Source organism: Synechococcus sp. F70.1, assembly GCF_047502745.1.
In the GTDB taxonomy this organism is placed as follows: domain Bacteria; phylum Cyanobacteriota; class Cyanobacteriia; order Thermostichales; family Thermostichaceae; genus Thermostichus.
This window is the reverse complement of sequence record NZ_JANSJL010000101.1, coordinates 20,963-41,482: the sequence shown is the minus strand read 5'-3', so window position 1 is coordinate 41,482 and position 20,520 is coordinate 20,963. Positions and strand designations below refer to the sequence as shown.

The following is a 20,520-nucleotide window of genomic DNA, read 5'->3' as shown; positions in this document are numbered from 1 at the left end:
CAGCCCACCCATGCCCTATCCCCGCAAGCGCTTTGGCCAGCATTGGCTCAAAGATCCTGCTGTCCACGCGGCAATTGTGGAGGCCGCCCAGTTGCCACCACCCCAAGAGGGCAGGGATCCCCCCTGGGTGCTGGAGATTGGCCCAGGCACGGGGCAGTTAACACGGCGGCTGTTGGCCCAAGGCGCTCAGGTGGTGGCAGTGGAGATCGATCGGGATCTGTGCCAGTTGCTGCGCAAGCGCTTTGCCAACGAGTCCCGCTTTCAGCTATTGGAGGGAGATTTTCTGCGCCTGCCGCTCCCGCCTCAGCCCCGCCTGCTGGTGGCCAACATCCCCTACAACCTCACTGGCCCCATTTTGGAGAAAGTTCTGGGATCCCCAGCCCAGCCGGTGAGGCAGTTTGAGCGCATCGTCTTGATGGTGCAAAAAGAGCTGGCTGAGCGCCTGCAGGCCGGCCCCGGCAGCAAAGCCTACGGCGCTTTGAGTGTGCGGGTGCGTTACCTAGCTGAGTGCGAGCTCATCTGCCGCGTGCCCCCTAGCGCCTTCCAGCCTCCTCCCCAAGTGGAGTCAGCAGTGGTTCGCCTCACTCCCCGCCCTGCCCCCACCCCCGCCCGCGATCCCCGCTGGTTCTCCCAACTGGTTTGCCGGGGCTTCTCTGCCCGCCGCAAGCAACTTGTCAACGCTCTAAGAGGGCTCGTGGATCGCGAGACCGTGGCCGCCGCTCTGGCCCAACTCCGCCTCAGCCCCACGGCGCGCGCCGAAGAGCTGGATCTGGGCGATTGGCTGGCCCTGAGCAATCTACTGCTGGAGCAGATGCCTAGGATGGCTGCCGTTTCCGGCAAGGGAAAACCGCGGTAGGGTGAGAGGGAGTTCTCGCCCAGAACAACCTATGCTCAACAACCAGGGCAAACAGATCCTTGTTACTGGAGGTACCGGTGGGCTGGGGCTGGGGGTAACCCCTGTGCTCCTGGACACAGGGGCAGCGTTGACCTTGACCTACCGCCAAGAAGAGGAGCTGGCTGCTTTGCGGCAGCGCCTGCCAGCCAATAGCCTGGATCGGGTGCGCTTTGTGCAGGTGGACTTGCTGAACGAAGCGGCTGTGGCCCGGCTCATTGACGATCTGCCCCGCGTCGATGGCTTGGTGCACCTGGTGGGTGGCTTTGCCATGGGCCCCACCCACGAGTACAGCCTAGAAGCTTGGCGGCGCGACTTCGACCTCAATCTCACCACCACTTTTTTGGCCTGCAAGCACAGCCTGCGCAAGATGTGGCAACAGGGTTATGGACGAATCGTAACGATAGCCTCCCGAGGGGCAGTAGAACCGGGATCTCAGCTGGCGGCCTACTGTGCCTCCAAAGCCGGGGTAGTGGCCCTCACCCGCACCATTGCCGCCGAGACCAGAGGCACCGACATCACCGCCAACGTCATCCTGCCCAGCATTATTGACACCCCCGCCAATCGCGCCGCCATGGGATCTGAGCAGGCAGAGCTGTGGGTGAAGCCGGAGTCGATTGGGCAGGTGATTGCCTTTTTGGTCTCGGAAGCAGCCCGCGATCTCAGAGGGGCAGCGATCCCGGTGTATGGCAATGTCTAATCCAGTTGGTTGACCCAGCCACCAAGCACCTTCCATGATAGGAGATATGGGCTTATTTTTGTGCCGTTCTTTACTATGCTGAAGCAATGGTTCTCGGGTGGTTTACGTCGGCAAATTGGCCGCATTGAGGTGGCGGGAGTTATCGATAGCAAAACCCGGGAGCGGGTTCTCAAAGCCTTGAAAGAGGTGGAAGAAAAACAGATCCCTGCCCTGGTGCTGCGCATCGACAGTCCTGGCGGGACGGTGGCGGACTCGCAGGAAATCTACAGCGCCCTTGTGCGCCTGCGGGAGCGAAAAGGTATCCCCATTGTGGCTAGCTTTGGCAACATCGCAGCCTCGGGGGGAGTTTACATTGCCATGGGAGCGGAAAAAATTGTCAGCAACCCTGGCACCATCACTGGCAGCATTGGTGTCATCATTCGCGGCAACAACCTTGAAAAGCTGCTAGACAAAATTGGGATCTCCTTTAAGGTAATTAAGTCCGGCCCCTACAAAGATATCCTCTCCTTTGATCGCGAGCTGACTCCCGAAGAGCGCAACATCCTCCAGGAGCTGATCGACATCACCTACAGCCAGTTCGTGCACACCGTTGCAGCGGCGCGACGGTTGAGCGTGAGTGTGGTCAAAACCTTTGCCGATGGCCGCATTTTCAGTGGCGAGCAAGCGCTGCACTTGGGAGTAGTTGATCGCTTGGGAACGGAAGAAGATGCTCGCCTCTGGGCGGCTGAACTCGCAGGGCTGCCACCAGAGGCCAAGTTCTACGATCTGCTGCCCCGGCGCAGGGGGTGGGCCCGCTTCCTGCCCGTCGCAGAGGCCCTGGAACGGTTGCACTTTGAGGTCAGTACTTCTGGCTTGCCCCTGTGGCTTTACACCGGCCCTTGAAGGGCCCCTCTTAGCGGTCGCGTGAAAAGAGCCGCTGCTTACTCCTCTAGCTGCCAGGGATCTTGGGCCACCTCCTCATCGAAGATGCGAGGCGGACGTATGGCCATTAGCACTTGACCCAAGAGGGGAGAGGGGGGCAAGTCCTCGTCGATCCACTCCAGGGAGAGCCATCCCTCCCGATCCACTAGAAAAACCCCCGCTCTCCCTTCCCAGGTGCGAACGGCGCGATCGACCACTAGCAGGACGGGATCCCGCTCCTCCTCAGCGGCCACCGGCTGGTCCAAGAGGGATCCCAAGAGTTGATTTTCCACCTGCAGGGCCACGGGATCAGCGGCCCTCTGAAGGGCTGGCCAAGCGGGCAAAGCTATCCACATCTGTCCAGCGGCACTGCTGACCCAGCCAAAAGGCCCCTGCGGTGCAGCAGGAGGGATCCCTTCCCAAGTGGCGGTGGCTAGCGGCAGGGATCCGGCCACGGGCAACAAGCGAGGCAACTCCTCTTCCGGGCGAAATACCGACAGCCTGGGCAAGAGCTTGCGCCGGGAGCCGAGAGCCAGCGTCGTCAGGAGCTGCTCGATCTGGCGGCGGGCGGTTTCGCTGTGGACATACTGGAGAGCCCGGCCAATGGCCCGTGTCCGCTCCTGCAGATCGCGGCTTTGCTGGGCAGTCTTCCAGGCTTGATAGGCCACCGCATCGCCGGGGTGATCCGTAAACCCTTCCGGAAGCTGCTGCAGTTGGGCATAGCTTTTCACAGCCCGAGCAATCTCGTGGGCCTCCCCGGCACCTAGGTTGCGGCTGACCACCAGCTCCGCTACCCGGATGCGATCCTTGGGGGAGAGGATGCGCAGCTCGTAGAGGATGTCGCTACCTCGCTGGGCAAAGTGCTCCAAGAGGGCCGCGCTGGCGCCTGCCTTGGCCATTCCCTCGTAGACTTGGGCGGCAACAACCATCTGGTTTTGTTGGGCAGGCTCAAGCCCCGTGGCCTCAAAGATGGCCTGGGGGGTCATTTTCTGGTGCTGTAAGCTTTGGCAGGCCTTGGCCCAGTCCAACCACCCTCCCTCCCTGCGCCGCAGCTGCTCCAGCAACCCGCTGGGGGAGGGTTCAGGCAAATGCTGACTCATGGCAAAGCTTCCTCCGCAACCACTACCAGAAAGCAGGGCAAAGATCCACTGGAATCCCAAAGGGCAGCAGCTGGCCACGCCGAGGCCAGGTTAGAGTACGATTTTAGGGACTTTCCCTGGGCCAAGTTAGTCCAAGGGAATTACTCGGGCAGCATGGCCCTCCCCTGGCAACTGGTTGAAATCCAATTGCCACAGCTCAAAGCCCTGCAGCTCCCCGGCCTTGGGCACCTGCAGCCAGACCCGTCCCTTTTTTCCCACCTGCAACACCTTGGAGGCGGCAGGCACGGCCACCTGAGCCAAGGGATCCCCCCCCTTGCTGTACAGCCAGAGGGACAAGAACCCCTCCCCCTCCTGACACAGCAGCAGCACGCCCCAAGGGGCCTTGGCCATCTGGACAGGCCACCCTTTTAAAAACCAGCGGCGCAGGCGCAGCGGGTTGAGCTGGACTACGCCAAGGTGGGGGCAGCCGCCCTGTCTCTCGCCCTCGCTAGGGGCGAATAGCAGCCGTTCTCCCAAGCTGAGCACCTCCCCTCGGGGATCTAGCGGCAGGCGATAGCAAAGCGGCTGCACTCCCGTCTGCCCAACTCCTGGATAGGGCAACACGCTCATGTCCACCCATTGCCGTCCCCGCCCTACCAGCAGCACCAGCTGCTCCGAGAGGGCCAGTAAACGGGGCAGGGATCCCGTTGGCACCTGCCAAGGCCAGCGGAAGTAGCAGTGGAACTCGGGAAAAGGTTGAGCTGCAGTTGGCCCAGTTGGCAGCCATTGCACTGCCCCAATTTCCTTGGCAGTGGCCCAGATGAGCTCCTGGCGCTCCTCTAGCCAGGTGGCTTGCCACCTCTCCTCAAAACTCAGGAGGGTGCGGATGCGGGTGGGACTGAGGTGCAGAAGGCTACTTTTGGAAACAGCCAGGGCTTCTGGAAAAGTCCCCAGGAACACCACCTCCTGCAGGGGCTCGGCCAAGGGAAAACAGGCCAGCGGCGGCGCCCCTAGGGCAAGGGTCTGGAGTTCCAGCCACTCTAAGCTCTGGGGGGTAACTCGCAGCAGCAGGGGGGAACGGCAGCCGCTGGGATCCTCACAGACATAAAACTTCTGCAAGCCGCCGTTGGCTGGCAGGTCCCAAACCTGAACCCCGGGGGGGGACTGGCGCAGCAGGCGCGGGCCAACCCAACAGGCAGCTGGCTCTTGCCACTTCTGGGCAACCGCCGCCAGGGCCGAACGCATCTGCGCTGCTGTGCGGAACCGCCGCAGGGGCAGCTTGCGCAAAGCCACCTCTAGCACCTCTTGCAAAGGCGCCGGGATCCCCTCCGGACAGACAAACCGCTGGTTGAGGTGGGCGTGCATCAACTGGGGGGGAGATCCGGAAAAGGGCCGCCGGCCCGTCAACAGCTCCAGCAGGATGATTCCCACCGCATAGAGATCCGAGGCAGGGCTAAACTGACCGTAGAACCGCTCGGGAGCCATGTAGGCCGGTGAGCCGGTAGCAGCGCTCTCCCGAGGAACTGGCTGCGGCTGGCGGGCAATGCCAAAATCGGTCAACTTCAGTTGCCAGCCCTGGGGCGTGGGCTTGAGCAAAATGTTCTCGGGCTTTACATCGCAGTGAATGACTCCCTGCCCATGGGCATGGTCTAGGCCGGCCAGGATCTGATCCACAAAGCCCAAAACCAGCTTGACGGGCAGCCACAGCCCCTGCTCCACCTGGTTGATCAGCTCCCGCAGGGTACCTCCCTCGCAGTACTCCAACACCAGATAGCGCCCCTCGCGGGCATGTTCCAGGGCGTAACAGCGGGTGATGTTGGGGTGGTTTAACGTCAACAGATAGCGCAGCTCCCGCAATAGGTTAGGGGTGGGAAAGCGCTCCAGCGGCAGCTCCTTGAGAGCCACCAGCTTCCCTCCTTGGCGGGGCCGGGCGCAGAAGACTCGCCCATACTGTCCTTGTCCAGCCAAGCCTAGGATCTGGTAGCTGTCGTGGATTGACTTGGTGGTGCGGGTGCGCTGGGACACAGCTCTAGCCCAAGGGGAATCGCTTTCCTTGCTTGGGGCGGGATCCACCAGCAGCAACTCTACCCAGCTCCAAAGGCTAGGAGCCGGTTAGCTGCTTGAGCAGTTCTGCCGCGTGGGTTTCCACCTTGACCTTAGTGATAACGGCCTCGATCTTCCCCTCCGGGTCGATAACAAAGGTGGTGCGGTGGACGCCGTTGTAGACTTTGCCCATGAACTTTTTCGGGCCGTAGACCCCGTAGGCAGTGGCTACCTTAGCCCCCTCATCCACCAACAGCGGAAAGGGCAGTTGCAGCTTCTGGGCAAACTTTTGGTGGGAGCGGGCATCGTCGGGGCTCACCCCCAGGATCTGAATCCCGTGGGCTCGATAGTCGGCATAGGTGTCCCGAAAGCCGCAGGCTTCTTTGGTGCAGCCGGGAGTGTTGTCCCGTGGGTAGAAGTAGAGCACCACCCGCTGGCCCCGCAGTTGGCTGAGGCTAATCGGCCTACCCTCGGCATCCGGCAGGGTAAACTCCGGGGCAGGATCCCCAACAGCAAGGGGCATGGGCAAGATCCCTCCTCAGGTTGATTTTTTAGGAGCAGGTTTAGGAGCAAGGATCATCGTAATGTTCCGACCCTCCTTCTGGGGAGGCTGCTGCATTTCCGCCACCTCTTGTAAGTCTCTGAACAAGCGGTGCAGTAACTCTTCCCCCAGCTCGGCGTGCTGTGCCTCGCGGCCACGGAACATTACCGTAGCCTTCACCTTGTCTCCCTCCCCCAGGAACTGTTGGGCACTCCGCAGGCGCACGTGGTAGTCGTGCTCGCCGATGTTGTAGCGAAACTTCACTTCCTTGATCTCGGCAGTGTGTTGTTTTTTGCGGGCCTCCCGTTCTTTTTTCTCTTTCTCAAACTTGAACTTGCCGTAGTCCATAATGCGGCAGACAGGAGGATCCGCTTTGTCACTCACCAAGACCAAGTCCAGATCCTTTTCCTCTGCTATGCGCAGCGCTTCCTGAGGACTCATGATCCCCAGCTGGGTGCCATCGGTATCGATGAGACGGATTTTGGGGAAGCGAATCCGCTCGTTGATAGCGGGCAGCTCTGCGCGCTGCTTGGGGGAAGAGGGGTCAAGTGGACGTTCGACGGACAAGTTCTCCTCTCTCTGAACGAACAACAGAATTTAGTTTACTTTGCGCCGCTGCCGGCCAATGGGCAAAAAACCCTGTTATTGGCCAGAAGGGCAGAAGCTTCTGCACCTATACTAGCCGGTATTTCCTGTTTCTTTCTAGAAGCTTTGGGCTTGCCCACGGGAAAAATACTGCTGGATTGGGGTAACAACTGCGGTAGGATAGCCAGGTGGCAGCCCTGCTGGCAAAGAGGGTGGGGCAAAGTTAGCCTTCTAGTTTACAGGGAGGGCAAAAGCGGTGCAACTGGGTTTAACGGAACGAGAACTGAAAGAGCTGGCTCAAAAGTCCGTCCAACTGATCCTCAGCCCCCGCGAAGGCGACAGCGAGGCGTTGGCCCAGTATAAGACTTCGGCAGAGTTTCGGGCGGCAGTTCACTTGGCCTGTGCAGCCATGGTGCTGGTCTTGGCGGAAAACAACGAGCGCCTCAGCCAGCAGTTGGCTGCTTTGCAGGAAAAGGGATCCAACCCCGCCAGCTAAGCCAGCCAAATGGCCATGCCTTCACAGGTGCGCAGCGAACGAGACTCGATGGGGGAGTGGCAACTGCCCCAGTCGGTGTACTACGGCATTCAAACGGCCCGCGCCCTGGAGAATTTTCCCATCAGCGGCCTCAAGCCGCTGCCAGAGTACGTGGAAGCCTGCGTGCTGATTAAAAAGGCGGCGGCGGAGGTCAACGGCGAGCTAGGCTGCATTCCAGTGGAGGTGGCCAGGGCCATTGTTCAAGCAGCCGATGAGATCCTGCAGGGATCCCTGCGGGATCAGTTTGTGGTGGATGTGTACCAGGCCGGGGCAGGCACCTCCCACCACATGAACGTCAACGAGGTGCTGGCCAACCGGGCTTTGGAGATCCTAGGGGAGCCCAAGGGCAAGTACGAGCGGGTCAGCCCCAACGACCATGTCAACTACGGCCAATCCACCAACGATGTCATTCCCACCGCCATTCGCCTAGCGGCCTTGCTGCGGGTGCGGCGGGATCTTTTGGGCACGCTGGACAACCTGGTGGCGGCGCTGGAGCAAAAGGCCCAGGAGTTTCGCGACATCCTCAAGGCGGGCCGCACCCATTTGCAGGATGCCGTGCCGGTGCGCCTGGGAGACAGCTTCGGCGCCTACGCAGCCATCTTTGCCCAACATCGTCAGTGGATCGAGGAGGCCAGCCAAGCCCTGTGCAGCTTGGGGCTAGGGGGAAGCGCCGTGGGCACCGGCCTCAACACCCATCCCCAGTACCGGCAGAAGGTGGTGCAGCGGCTGGCAGAGTACACCCAGTTGCCCCTCACACCGGCTCCCCATCCCATGGCGGCTATGCAGAGCATGGCTCCCTTTGTGCACCTGTCGGGATCCCTGCGCAACCTGGCCCAAGACGGCATCAAAGTGGCCAACGACCTACGCCTGATGGACTCTGGCCCCAAAACTGGCCTCAAAGAGATCCAACTGCCACCCGTGCAGCCTGGCTCCTCCATCATGCCTGGCAAGTACAACCCGGTGATAGCTGAGATGCTGAACATGGTCTGCTTTCAGGTAATCGGGCTAGACACCGCCATCACCTTGGCAGCTCAGGCAGGGCAATTTGAGCTCAACGTGATGATGCCGCTGATTGCCTATAACCTCCTGCATAGCTTGCAGATCCTCAACAACAGCCTGCGCGTCTTTACTGAGCGCTGCGTCCGCGGCATCAAGGCCCAGGCAGATCGCTGTCGCAGCTATGCCGAGGGAACCCTGGCTTTGGTGACTGCCCTCAATCCCTACATTGGCTACCTGCAGGCGGCAGAGGTGGCCAAGATCTCCCTGGAAACCGGGAAGCCCATCCGCCAGATCCTGTTGGAGCGCAACTTGATGAGCCCGGAAGAAGTGGCCAAGGTACTGGATCTGGAGGCGATGAGCCAGATGCAGGCCTGACCCATTGCTAGAGTGGAGGTGTACTGCTTCCGCCTGACCATGACCGTTACCCCTTATCGCTGGCCCACCCAGCACGACCTGCCCGACACAGACGACACTCCCTTGGACAACGAGGATCAAGGCCGCCAATACCCCCTGCTGCGGGAACCGCTGCTGCTGCACTGGTCAGACCGGCAAGACTTTTTTGTGGCTTGCAATATGGGCCTTTACTACGCCCTACCCCGGCAGGTCGTTGTTCCAGATTTATTTGCTAGTGCTAGGGGTTCCTCGTTGGCGGGATGGCACTGCCCGCGAAAGCTATGTGGTGTGGGATGAAGGGAATATCTTGCCTGTCCTCATCTTGGAGATCATTTGCAACGACCTGGGGGAAGAAAAACCCGGACAGGCCAAGTTCCAGCTCTATGAAAGGCGGCTGCGGATCCCTTACTACGTCACCTTCGAGCTAGAGACCAGTGAGTTGAACGTTTATCAGCTCCAAGGCGGACACTATGAGCTGCTCCCCGGTTCCGGCGCTGGGGAACATCCCCCAATCCTGTTGCCCGATTTGGACTTGAGTATCGGTCGGTGGTGGGGATCCTACGAGGGGCGAGAACGCTTTTGGGTGCGCTGGTACGACAGAGCAGGGCAATTGTTGCCCACGGCAGCGGAGTTAGAGCGGCAACGGGCAGAGTTGGAACGGCAGAGAGCAGAAATGGAGCGGCAGCGGGCAGACCTAGAACGCTCCCGAGCCGAACGACTGGCCCAGCGGCTCCGAGAGCTGGGAGAAGACCCTGAGCTTTAAAGGGTCCCCATACCCCCTACACTGGAATCCTGGCATTCCAGGGAGGATGATGACCAGACAACAACTCAGCCTGCAGACAAAGCTGGCCTACGGGGTGGGGGATCTGGGCACGGGCATGACGGCCAGTATCCTCATTTTTTTCCTGCTGCCCTTTCTCACCAACACCGTCGGCATGGCAGCAGGCTTGGCCGGCAGCATCTCCGCCCTCACCCGCTTTTGGGATGCCATCAACGATCCCATCATCGGCCTCCTCAGCGACCGCACTCGCAGCCGTTGGGGTCGCCGCCGCCCCTGGCTCCTGTTTTCAGCCATCCCTTTTGGCCTAACCTTTGTAGCGCAGTGGTGGATCCCTTTTCCCGGTCGAACTGGGCTTCTGTTTGCCTACTACCTGGCGGTGTCGCTGCTGTTTAACGCCTTCTACTCGGCTGCCAACATCCCCTATGCCTCCCTGACGGCGGAGCTGACCCAGGATTACGACGAGCGCACCCAGCTTAACCAATTCCGCTTTGCTTTCTCGGTGGGGGGCAGCATGGTTGCGGTGGCCACCTTTCCCCTCTTGGTTAACCTGCTGCCGGATCGAGCTAGTGGGCATTTGCTGGCAGGGAGCTGTTTTGGGGTGATCTCCACTCTGCCTCTAGTGCTTTGCTTTTGGGGGGTGCGGGAACGGCATCAGTCCTGGCGGGATCCGCTGCCTTGGCTCCAGCAGTTGGGGGTGGCCCTCAGCAACCGCCCCTATCTATTTGTAAGCGGCATCTACCTGTGTTCCTGGCTGGCATTTCAGTTTACGGCCACCATCATCCCCTACTTCATCGTTTTCTGGATGGACTTGCCCGAGGTGTGGATTTCCCTGGTGGTGCTGGCGGTTCAGAGCGTTGCCGTGCTGACCCTGTTTGCCTGGACGCGACTGAGCGCCCGGCTAGGCAAGCGCGCCATGTACCTGATCGGGGCGGGGTTCTGGTTGATCGCGCAGGCAGGCCTGTTCTTCCTACAGCCCGGCCAGGAGCAGCTCATGATTGCGCTGGCGTTGTTGGCAGGAGCAGGGGTTTCAGCCACGGCCTACCTCGGGCCTTGGTCGATGTTGCCAGATGTCATTGACCTGGACGAGCTGCAAACGGGGGAGCGGCGGGAAGGGATCTTCTATGCCTTGATGGTGTTCCTGCAAAAGGTAGGCCTGGGGCTGGGGCTGTTTTTCCTGGGGCAAGTTCTAGACTGGGCTGGCTTTATCCCTTCGGTAGCCGGAGAGCCTCTGCCTTCCCAGCCCGAATCAGCCTTGCTGGCCATCCGCCTCGCCATCGGCCCCCTGCCGGCAGTGGCTTTGATCGGCGGCATTTGTCTAGTGTGGCTTTACCCCATTACCCGGCAGCGCCATCGGCAGATCCTGCAGGAACTGGAAGCAAGACGGGCTGGACGCTCCTCGCCTCTTAGTTGAGGATAATGCGCAGGCCACTGCCGGAGGACTGCCCCGGCCCAGGGTTGGGCAGAATCCGCAGGCCGCTGCCGGTGGGCCGGATCACGTTGTCGGCAAAGAGGGTGTTGGGGCGGCCATCCCGCTCGTACACTACCACCTCGCTAGGGTTGAACTGGGAGCGGCAGAGGATGGGAGAGTTGTCGGCAGCAGTAGCGGGGCTGCAGCGATAGCCAGGGGCAGAGACCACTTGGCCCTCTGCATCGATGGAAAAAGGAGCTCTCCCGGGTGGGATCGGAGCAAAAAGCGGCTGGTTGGGAATGAGCAGGCCACCTGGGCTGGGTTCAACCACAATCCCGCGCTCGTCGGTAACAGTCCGCTGTGCCTGGGCAGGAGCGCCAGTCCCCAAGAGCAAAGCCAGGCTCAGGCTAAGTTGGAGGGGAAGAAACAGCTTCATCGAACACCTCCTTTGGCCCGAGGCCATCCCACTGTTCATCCCAGCGGGATCCCTGGCTTGATCTTGGCCCAGACAGCGGGGGCAATCTAGGGCAGAAACCGTCACCTCGGTTGCCAGAATGGGCACCTTAGCTTGACTACCACAGCCCTGAGCGGCCCAACGCCAGTCCCACCACTAGCATGCCCAATACCAAAAAAGGCTGAGCGCTGGCCTGGTATTTCACGTCGTTCTTCAGCGGATCCCGCAGCAGGTACATGTCTTGGAAGGTGATCTGGGGGAGAATGAGCAGCACCAAAATCGCAGCGTAGAGCTTTAGACCAGCTCCCAGCAAAAACGCGGCCATGCCAAGCTGAAACAGGTCGATCATTAGCGCCGCGATCCAGGCCGCCCCCATGGCGCCAAACATCACTGGCAGCGAGGCCAGGCCAAACTGCCGATCTCCCTCCATGCTCTTGAAGTCGTTGACCACGGCAATCCCCAGGCCCGCCAAGCTGTAGAGGAGGGTTAGGATGCAGACCGTCCAGTTCAGCTCACCAAATAGAGCGTGGCCCGTCCACCAGGGCAGGGCGATGTAACTAGCGCCCAGGGCGTAGTTGCCCAGCCAGCCGTTGCGCTTCAGCTTCAGGGGCGGCGCCGAGTAGATGTAGGCCAGCAAGGCTCCCCCCAGGGCAATGCTGGTAATCACCGGGAAGGGGTGGCCAGTATACCAGTCGAGGGCATAGGCCAGCGCCAGTCCCAGGATCAGCAGCACCCAGATTTGGATGACCACCCGCCGCAGGGAAATGGCCCCGGAAGGGATGGGGCGGTAGGGCTCGTTGATGGCGTCGATGTCGCGGTCATAGTACTCGTTCAGAGTTTGCGTGTAACCTGCCATCAGAGGGCCGGCTAGGACCATGCCCGCCAAGACTAGCGCCACGTTCTCCCAAGTCCAGGTGAAGTGGCCAGAGGAAGCCGCTCCCGGGATCAAGCCCCACATTAACGGGATCCAGGTAACCGGCTTCATCAGTTGCAGGTGGACTTGCCAGACGGAGCGAGACTCTACCTCCGCCCCCTTCATGCCCAGCAATTGGCGGAGACGGCGGCCAAGGGATCCCTTTTCAGAGCCCGCGGCAGTTTTGGGAGCGGCAGGATCCCCAGCAGGGGCCGCTGTGGCTGGATCGTAGGAAGTCGTTTCGTTCATGGTGAGGTGCGCAAGCAAACTTAAGCGGGGATAGCCATCCCTATTCTGCAGCATTTCCCCCCTTCCCTCAAAAGACCTCAAGAGGTGCCTTAGTCTGGCAAGCGGGCAAGTCTAACGCCTGGGTAGTAGTAGGCCAAAATTTGGCGGTAGCTCCAGCCCCGGCGGGCCAATTCCTGGGCACCCCACTGGCTCATGCCAATGCCATGGCCAAACTTGGGGTAGGGACTAAAGTCCGGCAGGCTCTGCAGGTAAGGGATCCCGTCCACTCCCACAGTTCGGCTTCCGGCACTGGCGCTGTACATGGCATTGACAAACTTTCCTCCATACACCAAGACCACGCCGCGGGTAGCCCGTGTTGCCTCTAGGGCGGCTGCCGAGCGCTGCGAGAGGCCGCGGTACACCTGGGAGCGGGTGTCGCTAAACACATCAAACCAGCGCCGGGAATTGCGGTGGTAGAGGACATAAGTGCGAGCAGCTACCGCCTGCGCCTTCAGGGCCTCCGGCAAGAAGCGGGCTCCCATTTCAGCTTCCACTACACTGGCCACATAGTCCTCGAGGTGAACGTAATTGATGGCTTGCACGCGGTTGTAGCCCATCAAGAGCACCTTGCCGGAATACCAACGGCCGTTGACTGCCACAAGACCCCCCTCCGGCGGCTCGATGAACAGCACTGGGCTCACAGCCTCGTGCAGGTGTACTCCCCGGCGGCTGGGGCGGGCCCAAAACCCCCGTAGGGGCGGCAGATCTGCCAACACCTCTCCGCGACCATTGGTCAGCCGGGCAGGCAGAGAAACCCCCACCACCAAAGGAGTGGTGGTATCAGCCAACTGAACCCGCACCGTTACCGCCCAAGCGCCTTCCACCTCTCCCCCCCAGAGGCCCAGCAGCAGGGATCCGAGGAAGGCCAGCCAACGCCGTGCTTTCATCTAGCTAGGGTTTCTCCAGCCACCTCAGCTTAGGATAGGGCAAGAGACGGGGAAAATTAGCGGGATCCCGCTGAGGGGACTTGTCTTGCCACCTGTAGCGATCCGGCTCCCAACCTAAAGCAAAGCGCAGGGAGGAGACCAGCTTACCGTTGCAGAAGCAGACAAAACAGACCCAGGAGGCAAAGGCCAGGAGAGCGGCGTAGCCAAACGGGATTCGATAGCTAGACCCAACCGCCAGGGTGCCGAGAATGGGCCCTGCCAGGCCCACGCCCAAGTCAAACCCACACATCACCAGGCTAAACAGGCGCCCGCGCTCTGCTGGCTCAGAGCGGTCGGCTACAAGGGCAGAGATGAGCGGGATCAGGGTGCCAAAGCTCGATCCCACCCCAATCCCAGCAGCCAGAAAGGTCCAAGCGCTGTTGGCTACAAGCAGCACTCCCATAACCAGCGCATAGGTGGCCAAGCTGAGAGCGATAAACGGCCCCCGCCCGTAGCAATCGGAAGCGGGACCCGTGAGCAGGCGCACGCCAAAGCTGGCAAAGGCCACTGCCGTGTAGAAAAGACCTGGATTCAAGGGAACTCCAGCCTCCTGCATTAACAGAGACACAAAAGTTGTTTGGGTGCCGAAGGCCAACCCCACCAGCAGCATCACTCCCGTGAGGGAGCACACCTTTGGGTGAAGCAAAAGGCTCCAGAAGGCCCCCTTGCAGGCCAGGGATCCCCCTTGTCCCCGCCGCTGCTCTTGGACGGCGCAGGTACAGAGAAAGCCCACCCCTCCCAGCAAAGCAGCGAAGAAAAATAGGGGCCCATAGCCAGCCAGTTCCTGCAAGAAGCCCCCCAAAGCGGGACCAATGGCAATACCCAGAGGATTGACCAAACTCATGAAGCTTAGGATCTCGCCGCGTCTTTCCTCGGGGGCAAGATCTGCAACTAGAGCCACGTAGGCAGTGGCAAAAGCAGCAATGCTAATTCCATGGAAGGCCCGCACCAGCGCTACCCATGGGATCCAGTCCGAAAGCCAGTACCCCAAGGGAGCCACTGCTGCTGCCCCCATGCCGATAAGAAGCACAATCTGACGGCTGTGGCCATCTGCCAGGCGCCCCAACCAAGGCCGAAGAGCCAACAGCCCAACGGAGAAGGATCCCATCACCAAGCCCACCTGTTGGCTAGTGCCGCCGGCATCCCGGACATAGAGGGGCAGGGTGGGTAGCAGCGAGGACAAACTAGCCCAAAAGAGCAAGCCGGCTACGAACAGGACGCCTAAGTTGCGTCGCTGCGCCGACGGTAGCTGCCCAACTTTCCTCACATGCACTCCTGCTAAACCTAGAGGGGCACCCCTGGAGACTTCTGCACCAACTGCAAGCCTCCCTTGAGGCTCAGGCCCAGACAATTCTTTGGGTGCTGATTTACTTATCTTAATATCCAGGCTAGAGGCGGGCTGGGAGATTGAAGTGCAGGGATCCCCGTCAGGCCAACCTCAAACTGCCCCTCAAGGAGGCAGGTGGCAGCCTTCTTAAGGCTGGTCTCGGAGAGGTCAGGGAGCTCAAGCCGGGCCCGAATACGATTGAAGTTCCGCTGCAGGCCGTGCTGGTAGGTGGGGTCGTAGTGCTGCAGCAGCAGCTCCTGGACAAACTGCGGCCAGTCTTGGGCGTCGATGAGCTCAAACCAGCGCTGCAGACGCGCTTGGCCATAGCGGGCTTTCAGGGGCAGCAACTTCTCCTTGAGCGCCTGGGGATGGGCTATCCAGTGGGGATAGTGGGCAATCAACCCCTTCACGCGCTCTTCTAGGGGCAACTGCACCTCGATGCAGTCGGCTTGGGTGAGGGCTTGCCAAAGGGCAGGGGGCAGGTGGAGTTGGCCCACTTTGGCGCTCTCTGCCTCCACCCAAACTGGCTTGGCGGGATCCCACTTGAGGAAGACCTGGACCAACTGGCTTTCAAAGCTCTTCTGGCTGGGCTGGGGCTTCCCCCACTCGGCCCCCAGAAGGGATCCCCGATGGCAGGCCAGCTCTTCCAGATCCAGGACTTGGGCCCCCTGCTGATGGAGATAGTGGAGCAACAAGGTTTTGCCGCTCCCCGTTGGCCCGCAGAGCACTCGGTAGGTAAATTGCTGGGGCAAGCTCTGCAGTTGCCGACGCACCCAGGCGCGGTAGGTTTTGTACCCGCCTTGCAAGACGGTTACTTGCCAGCCCACCTGGGACAACACCAAGGCCAAACTGGCCGAACGCTGTCCTCCCCGCCAGCAGTAGATCAGGGGGTGGTAGTCCCGGTCCTTGTCAGCAAAGTGGGTTTGCAGGTGACGGGCGATGTTCTGGGCCACCAGGCTGGCCCCCCGCTTGCGGGCTGTGAAGGGATCCACCTGCTTGTAGAGCGTGCCCACCTCCGCCCGTTCCGCGTCGTCAAGCACAGGCAGGTTAATGGCCCCTGGCCAATGGTCTTCAGCATACTCTGCTGGCGAGCGCACGTCGATAATCTCGCTGTAGGTGTGCAGCCAGGGCTCGGCGGTGACGTGAATGGGAGCAGCCACGGGCGTGAGATTCTCTCCTGCTCGATCCTGACAGATTTCTGCCTACGGGAGCAGTAGAATACTCCCTTTTGCAGGGATCCCTTGCGTCCGCCATAATAAAGCTCTTGGTCTAGCGTGTCGCTGGCAGGGAGGGGGAGATGGTGCAACAGGCTGGCTATGGATCCTGGCGGTCCCCGATTAGCGCGGATTTGGTGGTAGCCGGATCCCTGCGCCTGGGACAACCGGTCTGGGAAGGGCAGGATCTCTACTGGATCGAGGGCCGGCCCCAGGAAAAAGGGCGCAACGTCCTGAGGCGGCGCTTGGCTAACGGAAAGGTGGAGGAGCTGACACCGGAGCCTTTTAACGTGCGCACGCGAGTCCACGAGTACGGTGGCGGCGCCTACTGGGTTTCTGAGGGAGTGGTGTATTTCTGCAACTTTGCCGATCAACGGCTGTACTACCTGTCCCCAGGGGAGGAGATCCGGCCCCTCACCGAAGCTGGCCCCTACCGCTATGCCGACGGGGTGGTGGACAGGAGGCACCGGCGCATTCTCTGTGTGCGCGAGGATCATAGCCGCCAGGGAGAGCCAGAAAACACGCTGGTTGCCATTGACCTTGAAAGCGGAGCTCAGCAGGTTTTGGCCGGGGGCCACGATTTCTACGCCAGCCCGCGGCTCAGCCCAGACGGTCAAGTCCTGGTGTGGCTGACCTGGGATCACCCCCAAATGCCCTGGGACGGCACGGAGCTGTGGCGGGCTGAGGTTGCCCCCGACGGCAGTTTGGGAGAGCCCCAGAAACTTGCTGGCGGCCCGGCTGAGTCCATCTTCCAGCCCCAGTGGTCGCCGCAGGGGGAGCTTTACTTGGTTTCTGACCGCAGCGGCTGGTGGAACCTCTACCGCTGGGATCCCCAGGGCCCCCTTCCCCTCTGCCCTATGGAAGCCGAGTTTGGAGAACCCCAGTGGGTGTTTGGCTTGAGCACCTACGGCTTTTGTGAGGACGGGCGGATCCTGGCCATCTATCGCCAAGAGGGGCTCTGCCACCTGGCGCTTTTGGATCCCCCTTCAGGAGAGCTTCAGGAGATCCCCTTGTCCTACACCGAGCTGCACAACCTCCAAGTTAGCGGCGAAAAAGCTGCCTTTCTGGCCGCCTCCCCTAGCGAAGCCCCTGCCCTAGTCTGCTTGCATTTGCCGTCTGGACAGCTGGAGGTGGTGGCCCGCTCCAGCCATGTGGCAGTCGATCCAGAGTATTTGTCGATCCCCGAGCCCATCGCCTTTCCCACCTCAGGCGGGGCAGTGGCCTACGGCTTCTTCTATCCCCCCAAGAACCGCGACTTCGTGGCCCCTGCCGGCGAGAAGCCGCCTCTTTTGGTCAAGAGCCACGGTGGGCCCACAGGGGCGACGGCAGCCGTACTCGATCTCGGGATCCAGTACTGGACCAGTCGCGGGATTGCCGTCTTGGATGTCAACTACCGCGGCAGCAGCGGCTATGGACGGGCCTATCGGGAGGCCCTCAAGGGCCAATGGGGCCGGGTGGACGTGGAAGATTGCATCGCTGGGGCCAAGTTTCTGGCCCAACAAGGCCGGGTGGACGGGGAGCGATTGCTCATTCGCGGCGGCAGCGCTGGCGGCTATACCACCCTGGCGGCTTTGACGTTTCACAACGTCTTTAAGGCCGGCGCTAGCTACTATGGCATCAGCGACCTGGAAGCTTTGGCCAAAGAGACCCACAAGTTCGAGTCGCACTACCTCGACAGCCTCATCGGTCCTTACCCGGAGCGGCAGGATCTCTACCGGGAACGCTCTCCCATCTACCACCTAGAGGACCTCAATTGCCCGGTTATCTTCTTTCAGGGCCTGGAAGACGCTATCGTCCCCCCCAACCAGGCGGAGAGGATGGTGGCTGCCCTACAGGCCAAAGGGATCCCAGTGGCCTACGTGCCTTTTGCTGGAGAGCAGCACGGCTTTCGCCAGGCAGCCAACCTCAAACGGGCCCTGGAGGCAGAGCTTTACTTCTATGCCCAGATCCTGGGGTTTCCCCTGGTAGAGCCCATCGAGCCAGTTGCGATCAAAAACTGGAGCGCTTCCCCTTGAGGACCGGCTCCCAGCCGGTAAGGAGCTCGAGACTTTGCCGTTGAGTATCGTAAAGGCATGGGGATCCCAATGAGCAACCGAGGACGCTGGAGGCGATGGGTTGTTGGCGCTTTAGCCGCAGGCGGAGCGCTGAGCGGTGCCCTTTGGGGCTTTTACACCTGGGCAGAACCTGTCGAGATGGCAGCAGTGCCTCCAGCACCCCTGAGCTCGACTGCTGGCGCGGCCTTTTTGCGCGCCTACAGAGCTTTGCAGGCCGGCCAAGCCCAAGCGGCCCTGGAGGACTTGCAAGGCTTGGAAGAGAAGCTACCCGTTCTAACCGATGAGATTTGGAAGCTCAGGGCCCAGGCCTACGAAAAGCTGGGGGATCGAGAAACTGCTCAGAGGGTCTGGTGGCCCAAGATTTTGCAGGAGTACCCCCACAGTCCTGTAGCCGCCTATGCTCTTTGGGGAATAGGCCAGGTGGAGCAACTGCGGCAGCAATTTCCCACCCACCCCTTGACTGCTCGCGCCCTCAAGCACTTGCTGGAGCAGGATCCCAACCGCTATGACCTGCTGCGGGATTTGGCCCAACATCACCCGCAAACCCCTGGGTTAACCCCCCTCTTGGATCGCTGGCGGCAAGCCCAAGAGGGATCCCTCACGGCCTCCGACTGGCAGATCCTGGCCGATGCCTACTGGGAGCAACGGGAGTACGGCAAAGCCGCCCGCGCCTACAGGTACGCCCCTGCCACCTCGCGGAACCTCTACCGCTGGGGCCGCAGCCACCAGATCTCGCGGGAGTTTCCCCAGGCCAGGGCCGCCTACCAAGCGCTACTGGCGCAATTTCCCAACGCTGCAGAGGCCTCCCTCACCCGGCGTCGCCTGGCCGAGCTGAGCGACCTGCCGACGGCAATCCAGTTACTTCGCCAGGTGGGATCCGGCTCGGATCCAGAGGCCCCAGAGGCTCTCCTCAGCCTCAGCCAGCTTCATGAGCGCAACAACAGCCCCCAGTTGGCCCAAGCGGTGCGGCAGGCTCTTTGGGAGCGCTTCCCGGCCAGCGAAGCAGCAGCCAACGCCGCCTGGACAGTGGCTTGGCGCCAGGCGCAGGCGGGCAACCTGAGGGCAGCTATTGCTGTGGCTCAGCCGATTGGCTTGGCGCAGCGGGATACGGAAATGGGGGCGCAACTACTTTACTGGGCAGGCAAATGGCGGGAACGACTGGGGGACATGGCGGCGGCGCGGCAAACCTATCAGCAGGTGCTGCAGCGATTTCCTCGCACCTACTACGGCTGGCGGGCGGCGGCGCAACTGGGCTGGCCAGTAGGAGATTTCTCCAGCGGGCGCCAAAGGGTTGAAGTGGATTTCCAGCCGGTTCGCCAACCTCTGCCTGCGGTTTCCGAGGCTACCCAGACCCTGCATTTGCTCGGCGCTAGCCAACTGGCCTGGGAGCGCTGGCAGGGGGAAATGGCTTTGCAGCGACGGGATGCGGGCCAGATGAGTGTGGCCGAGCGCTTTGCAAGTGGCATTTTGCGCAACAACGCCGGCGAGCACCTGCGGGGCATCAACCAGGTGGCTGCCCTGCGCTTTAGCACCGAGGCGGATCCGCTGCTGGAGAGTTTAAGGCAACGGCAAGACTTCTGGCAGGCCCTCTACCCGCTGCACTACTACGCCAGCCCCGAGAACAGGTGGGAGAGGGATCCCCATGCCCAGCCTGGCCTGGCCCACTGGGCGCAACAGTTTAGCCTCAATCCCCTGATGGTGGCGGCCTTGATTCGCCAGGAATCCCGTTTTGAGCCGGAGATCGTCTCGGCCTCAGGAGCGCTGGGCTTGATGCAGGTGATGCCTGCCACCGGCCGCTGGATTGCCCAAAAAATTGGCCTAGCCCAGTACAGCCTCACCAACCCTGCCGACAACCTTCGCCTGGGATCCTGGTACTTCGACTACACCCACCGGGCCTATCAAGACAACACCCTGCTGGCCCTGGCCAGCTACAACGGCGGCCCCGGCAACGTCGCCAAGTGGCTGAGCCAATTTGGCTTTGAGGATCCCGACGAGTTTGTGGAGCAGATCCCCTTTACCGAAACCCGCGGCTATGTCAAGGCGGTGTTCGGCAACTACTGGAACTACTGGCAGCTCTACACGCGGGAAGGACGCACCCTGGCCAGCGCGCTCCAGCTAGAGGCTAGACCGGTGCCGGGAAGAGGTCAGCCGCTCCCTCAGCAGTTGCACCGAGTAGGCCGCCAGCCCCAAGCCTACCATGACAAACATGAAGGCAACTAGAGAAACGGAGCCCACCAACAGGTAGCGCACCAAAATGCCGACTCCCCGTGCCAGGGATCCGCTGTCTAGATCAACAGGCGGCAGCTTGGCCAGCATCGAGAGCAGCAATTGCAGGAAACCGTAGCCTAGGCCGGCAGCAAAGGTGGCCCCCAAGAGAGCGCTGAGGGGATGGGGGGATCCCGGAGAGGAGGAAGACATGGGGCAACACGGGAGAGCTCACCTTTATTGTAGGCTCCAGCGTAGAATGTGAAGGTTTGCTAGCGGAAGA

General features: G+C 61.2%; 20 protein-coding genes. 10 read left to right on the top strand and 10 right to left on the bottom strand.

Annotation, left to right across the window (positions count from 1 at the left end):
- The first annotated feature begins 10 nt into the window (after positions 1-10).
- From rsmA to sppA, 3 genes are all read left to right on the top strand, one after another.
- Positions 11-856 carry a 16S rRNA (adenine(1518)-N(6)/adenine(1519)-N(6))-dimethyltransferase RsmA gene (gene rsmA / locus NW860_RS10050; protein ID WP_414513965.1) on the top strand — a complete coding sequence of 282 codons (846 nt, stop codon included), beginning with the start codon at positions 11-13 and terminating at the stop codon, positions 854-856.
- A gap of 31 nt (positions 857-887) precedes the next feature.
- Positions 888-1,592 carry a 3-oxoacyl-ACP reductase FabG gene (gene fabG, locus NW860_RS10045; protein ID WP_414396123.1) on the top strand — a complete coding sequence of 235 codons (705 nt, stop codon included), beginning with the start codon at positions 888-890 and terminating at the stop codon, positions 1,590-1,592.
- Positions 1,593-1,667: 75 nt separating this feature from the next.
- Positions 1,668-2,474 carry a signal peptide peptidase SppA gene (gene sppA / locus NW860_RS10040; protein ID WP_414513963.1) on the top strand — a complete coding sequence of 269 codons (807 nt, stop codon included), beginning with the start codon at positions 1,668-1,670 and terminating at the stop codon, positions 2,472-2,474.
- 38 nt (positions 2,475-2,512) lie between these two features.
- On the opposite strand, the gene raf1 is transcribed toward sppA, so the two are convergent.
- From raf1 to infC, 4 genes are all read right to left on the bottom strand, one after another.
- On the bottom strand, positions 2,513-3,592 hold the full coding sequence (raf1, locus tag NW860_RS10035; RefSeq protein ID WP_414411986.1) for a RuBisCO accumulation factor 1: 1,080 nt from the start codon (positions 3,590-3,592) through the stop codon (positions 2,513-2,515).
- A gap of 126 nt (positions 3,593-3,718) precedes the next feature.
- Positions 3,719-5,596, bottom strand: coding sequence for a serine/threonine-protein kinase (locus tag NW860_RS10030; protein ID WP_414513961.1), 1,878 nt, complete (start codon positions 5,594-5,596; stop codon positions 3,719-3,721).
- A gap of 76 nt (positions 5,597-5,672) precedes the next feature.
- Positions 5,673-6,137, bottom strand: coding sequence for a thioredoxin-dependent thiol peroxidase (gene bcp / locus NW860_RS10025; RefSeq protein WP_414396129.1), 465 nt, complete (start codon positions 6,135-6,137; stop codon positions 5,673-5,675).
- Between the two features lie 15 nt (positions 6,138-6,152).
- Positions 6,153-6,722, bottom strand: a complete 570-nt coding sequence (infC, locus tag NW860_RS10020) for a translation initiation factor IF-3 (protein WP_414405020.1) — start codon at positions 6,720-6,722, stop codon at positions 6,153-6,155.
- A 274-nt stretch (positions 6,723-6,996) separates the two neighbouring features.
- Between infC and NW860_RS10015 the strand changes: the two genes are divergently transcribed.
- From NW860_RS10015 to NW860_RS09995, 5 genes are read left to right on the top strand one after another with little or no spacing between them, the layout of a single operon-like run.
- Entirely contained in the window at positions 6,997-7,236 is a 240-nt protein-coding gene (locus NW860_RS10015) for a hypothetical protein (RefSeq protein WP_414396133.1), read from the top strand.
- A 9-nt stretch (positions 7,237-7,245) separates the two neighbouring features.
- Complete coding sequence (locus tag NW860_RS10010; RefSeq protein ID WP_414396135.1) at positions 7,246-8,649, top strand: aspartate ammonia-lyase; 1,404 nt, start codon at positions 7,246-7,248, stop codon at positions 8,647-8,649.
- Between the two features lie 39 nt (positions 8,650-8,688).
- Positions 8,689-8,964, top strand: coding sequence for a hypothetical protein (locus tag NW860_RS10005; RefSeq protein ID WP_414513958.1), 276 nt, complete (start codon positions 8,689-8,691; stop codon positions 8,962-8,964).
- Between the two features lie 10 nt (positions 8,965-8,974).
- Positions 8,975-9,430: a Uma2 family endonuclease gene (locus NW860_RS10000; protein WP_414513956.1), complete on the top strand. Its 456-nt coding sequence runs from the start codon at positions 8,975-8,977 to the stop codon at positions 9,428-9,430.
- Between the two features lie 49 nt (positions 9,431-9,479).
- Positions 9,480-10,859 carry an MFS transporter gene (locus NW860_RS09995; RefSeq protein ID WP_414396139.1) on the top strand — a complete coding sequence of 460 codons (1,380 nt, stop codon included), beginning with the start codon at positions 9,480-9,482 and terminating at the stop codon, positions 10,857-10,859.
- Here the strand turns inward: NW860_RS09995 and NW860_RS09990 are convergent.
- The 5 genes from NW860_RS09990 to mnmH form a co-directional block, all read right to left on the bottom strand.
- Positions 10,852-11,292 carry a hypothetical protein gene (locus NW860_RS09990; RefSeq protein ID WP_414513955.1) on the bottom strand — a complete coding sequence of 147 codons (441 nt, stop codon included), beginning with the start codon at positions 11,290-11,292 and terminating at the stop codon, positions 10,852-10,854. The two genes, NW860_RS09995 and NW860_RS09990, sit on opposite strands and share 8 nt — an antisense overlap.
- A 136-nt stretch (positions 11,293-11,428) precedes the next feature.
- Positions 11,429-12,526, bottom strand: a complete 1,098-nt coding sequence (gene chlG / locus NW860_RS09985; protein ID WP_414396143.1) for a chlorophyll synthase ChlG — start codon at positions 12,524-12,526, stop codon at positions 11,429-11,431.
- 35 nt (positions 12,527-12,561) lie between these two features.
- Positions 12,562-13,398, bottom strand: coding sequence for a SpoIID/LytB domain-containing protein (locus tag NW860_RS09980; RefSeq protein WP_414405015.1), 837 nt, complete (start codon positions 13,396-13,398; stop codon positions 12,562-12,564).
- A 4-nt stretch (positions 13,399-13,402) separates the two neighbouring features.
- A complete protein-coding gene (locus NW860_RS09975) occupies positions 13,403-14,620 on the bottom strand; it encodes an MFS transporter (RefSeq protein ID WP_414513952.1) in 1,218 nt (405 codons plus the stop codon).
- Positions 14,621-14,808: 188 nt separating this feature from the next.
- Complete coding sequence (mnmH, locus tag NW860_RS09970; RefSeq protein WP_414513951.1) at positions 14,809-15,924, bottom strand: tRNA 2-selenouridine(34) synthase MnmH; 1,116 nt, start codon at positions 15,922-15,924, stop codon at positions 14,809-14,811.
- Between the two features lie 137 nt (positions 15,925-16,061).
- Here mnmH and NW860_RS09965 point away from each other — a divergent pair, with 137 nt between their 5' ends.
- On the top strand, positions 16,062-17,993 hold the full coding sequence (locus NW860_RS09965; protein ID WP_414513949.1) for a prolyl oligopeptidase family serine peptidase: 1,932 nt from the start codon (positions 16,062-16,064) through the stop codon (positions 17,991-17,993).
- Between the two features lie 69 nt (positions 17,994-18,062).
- Positions 18,063-20,252, top strand: a complete 2,190-nt coding sequence (locus tag NW860_RS09960; protein ID WP_414513947.1) for a transglycosylase SLT domain-containing protein — start codon at positions 18,063-18,065, stop codon at positions 20,250-20,252.
- Here NW860_RS09960 and NW860_RS09955 read toward each other — a convergent pair.
- Positions 20,148-20,450 carry a DUF3082 domain-containing protein gene (locus tag NW860_RS09955; RefSeq protein WP_414396155.1) on the bottom strand — a complete coding sequence of 101 codons (303 nt, stop codon included), beginning with the start codon at positions 20,448-20,450 and terminating at the stop codon, positions 20,148-20,150. The genes NW860_RS09960 and NW860_RS09955 overlap by 105 nt on opposite strands.
- Positions 20,451-20,520 lie beyond the last annotated feature (70 nt).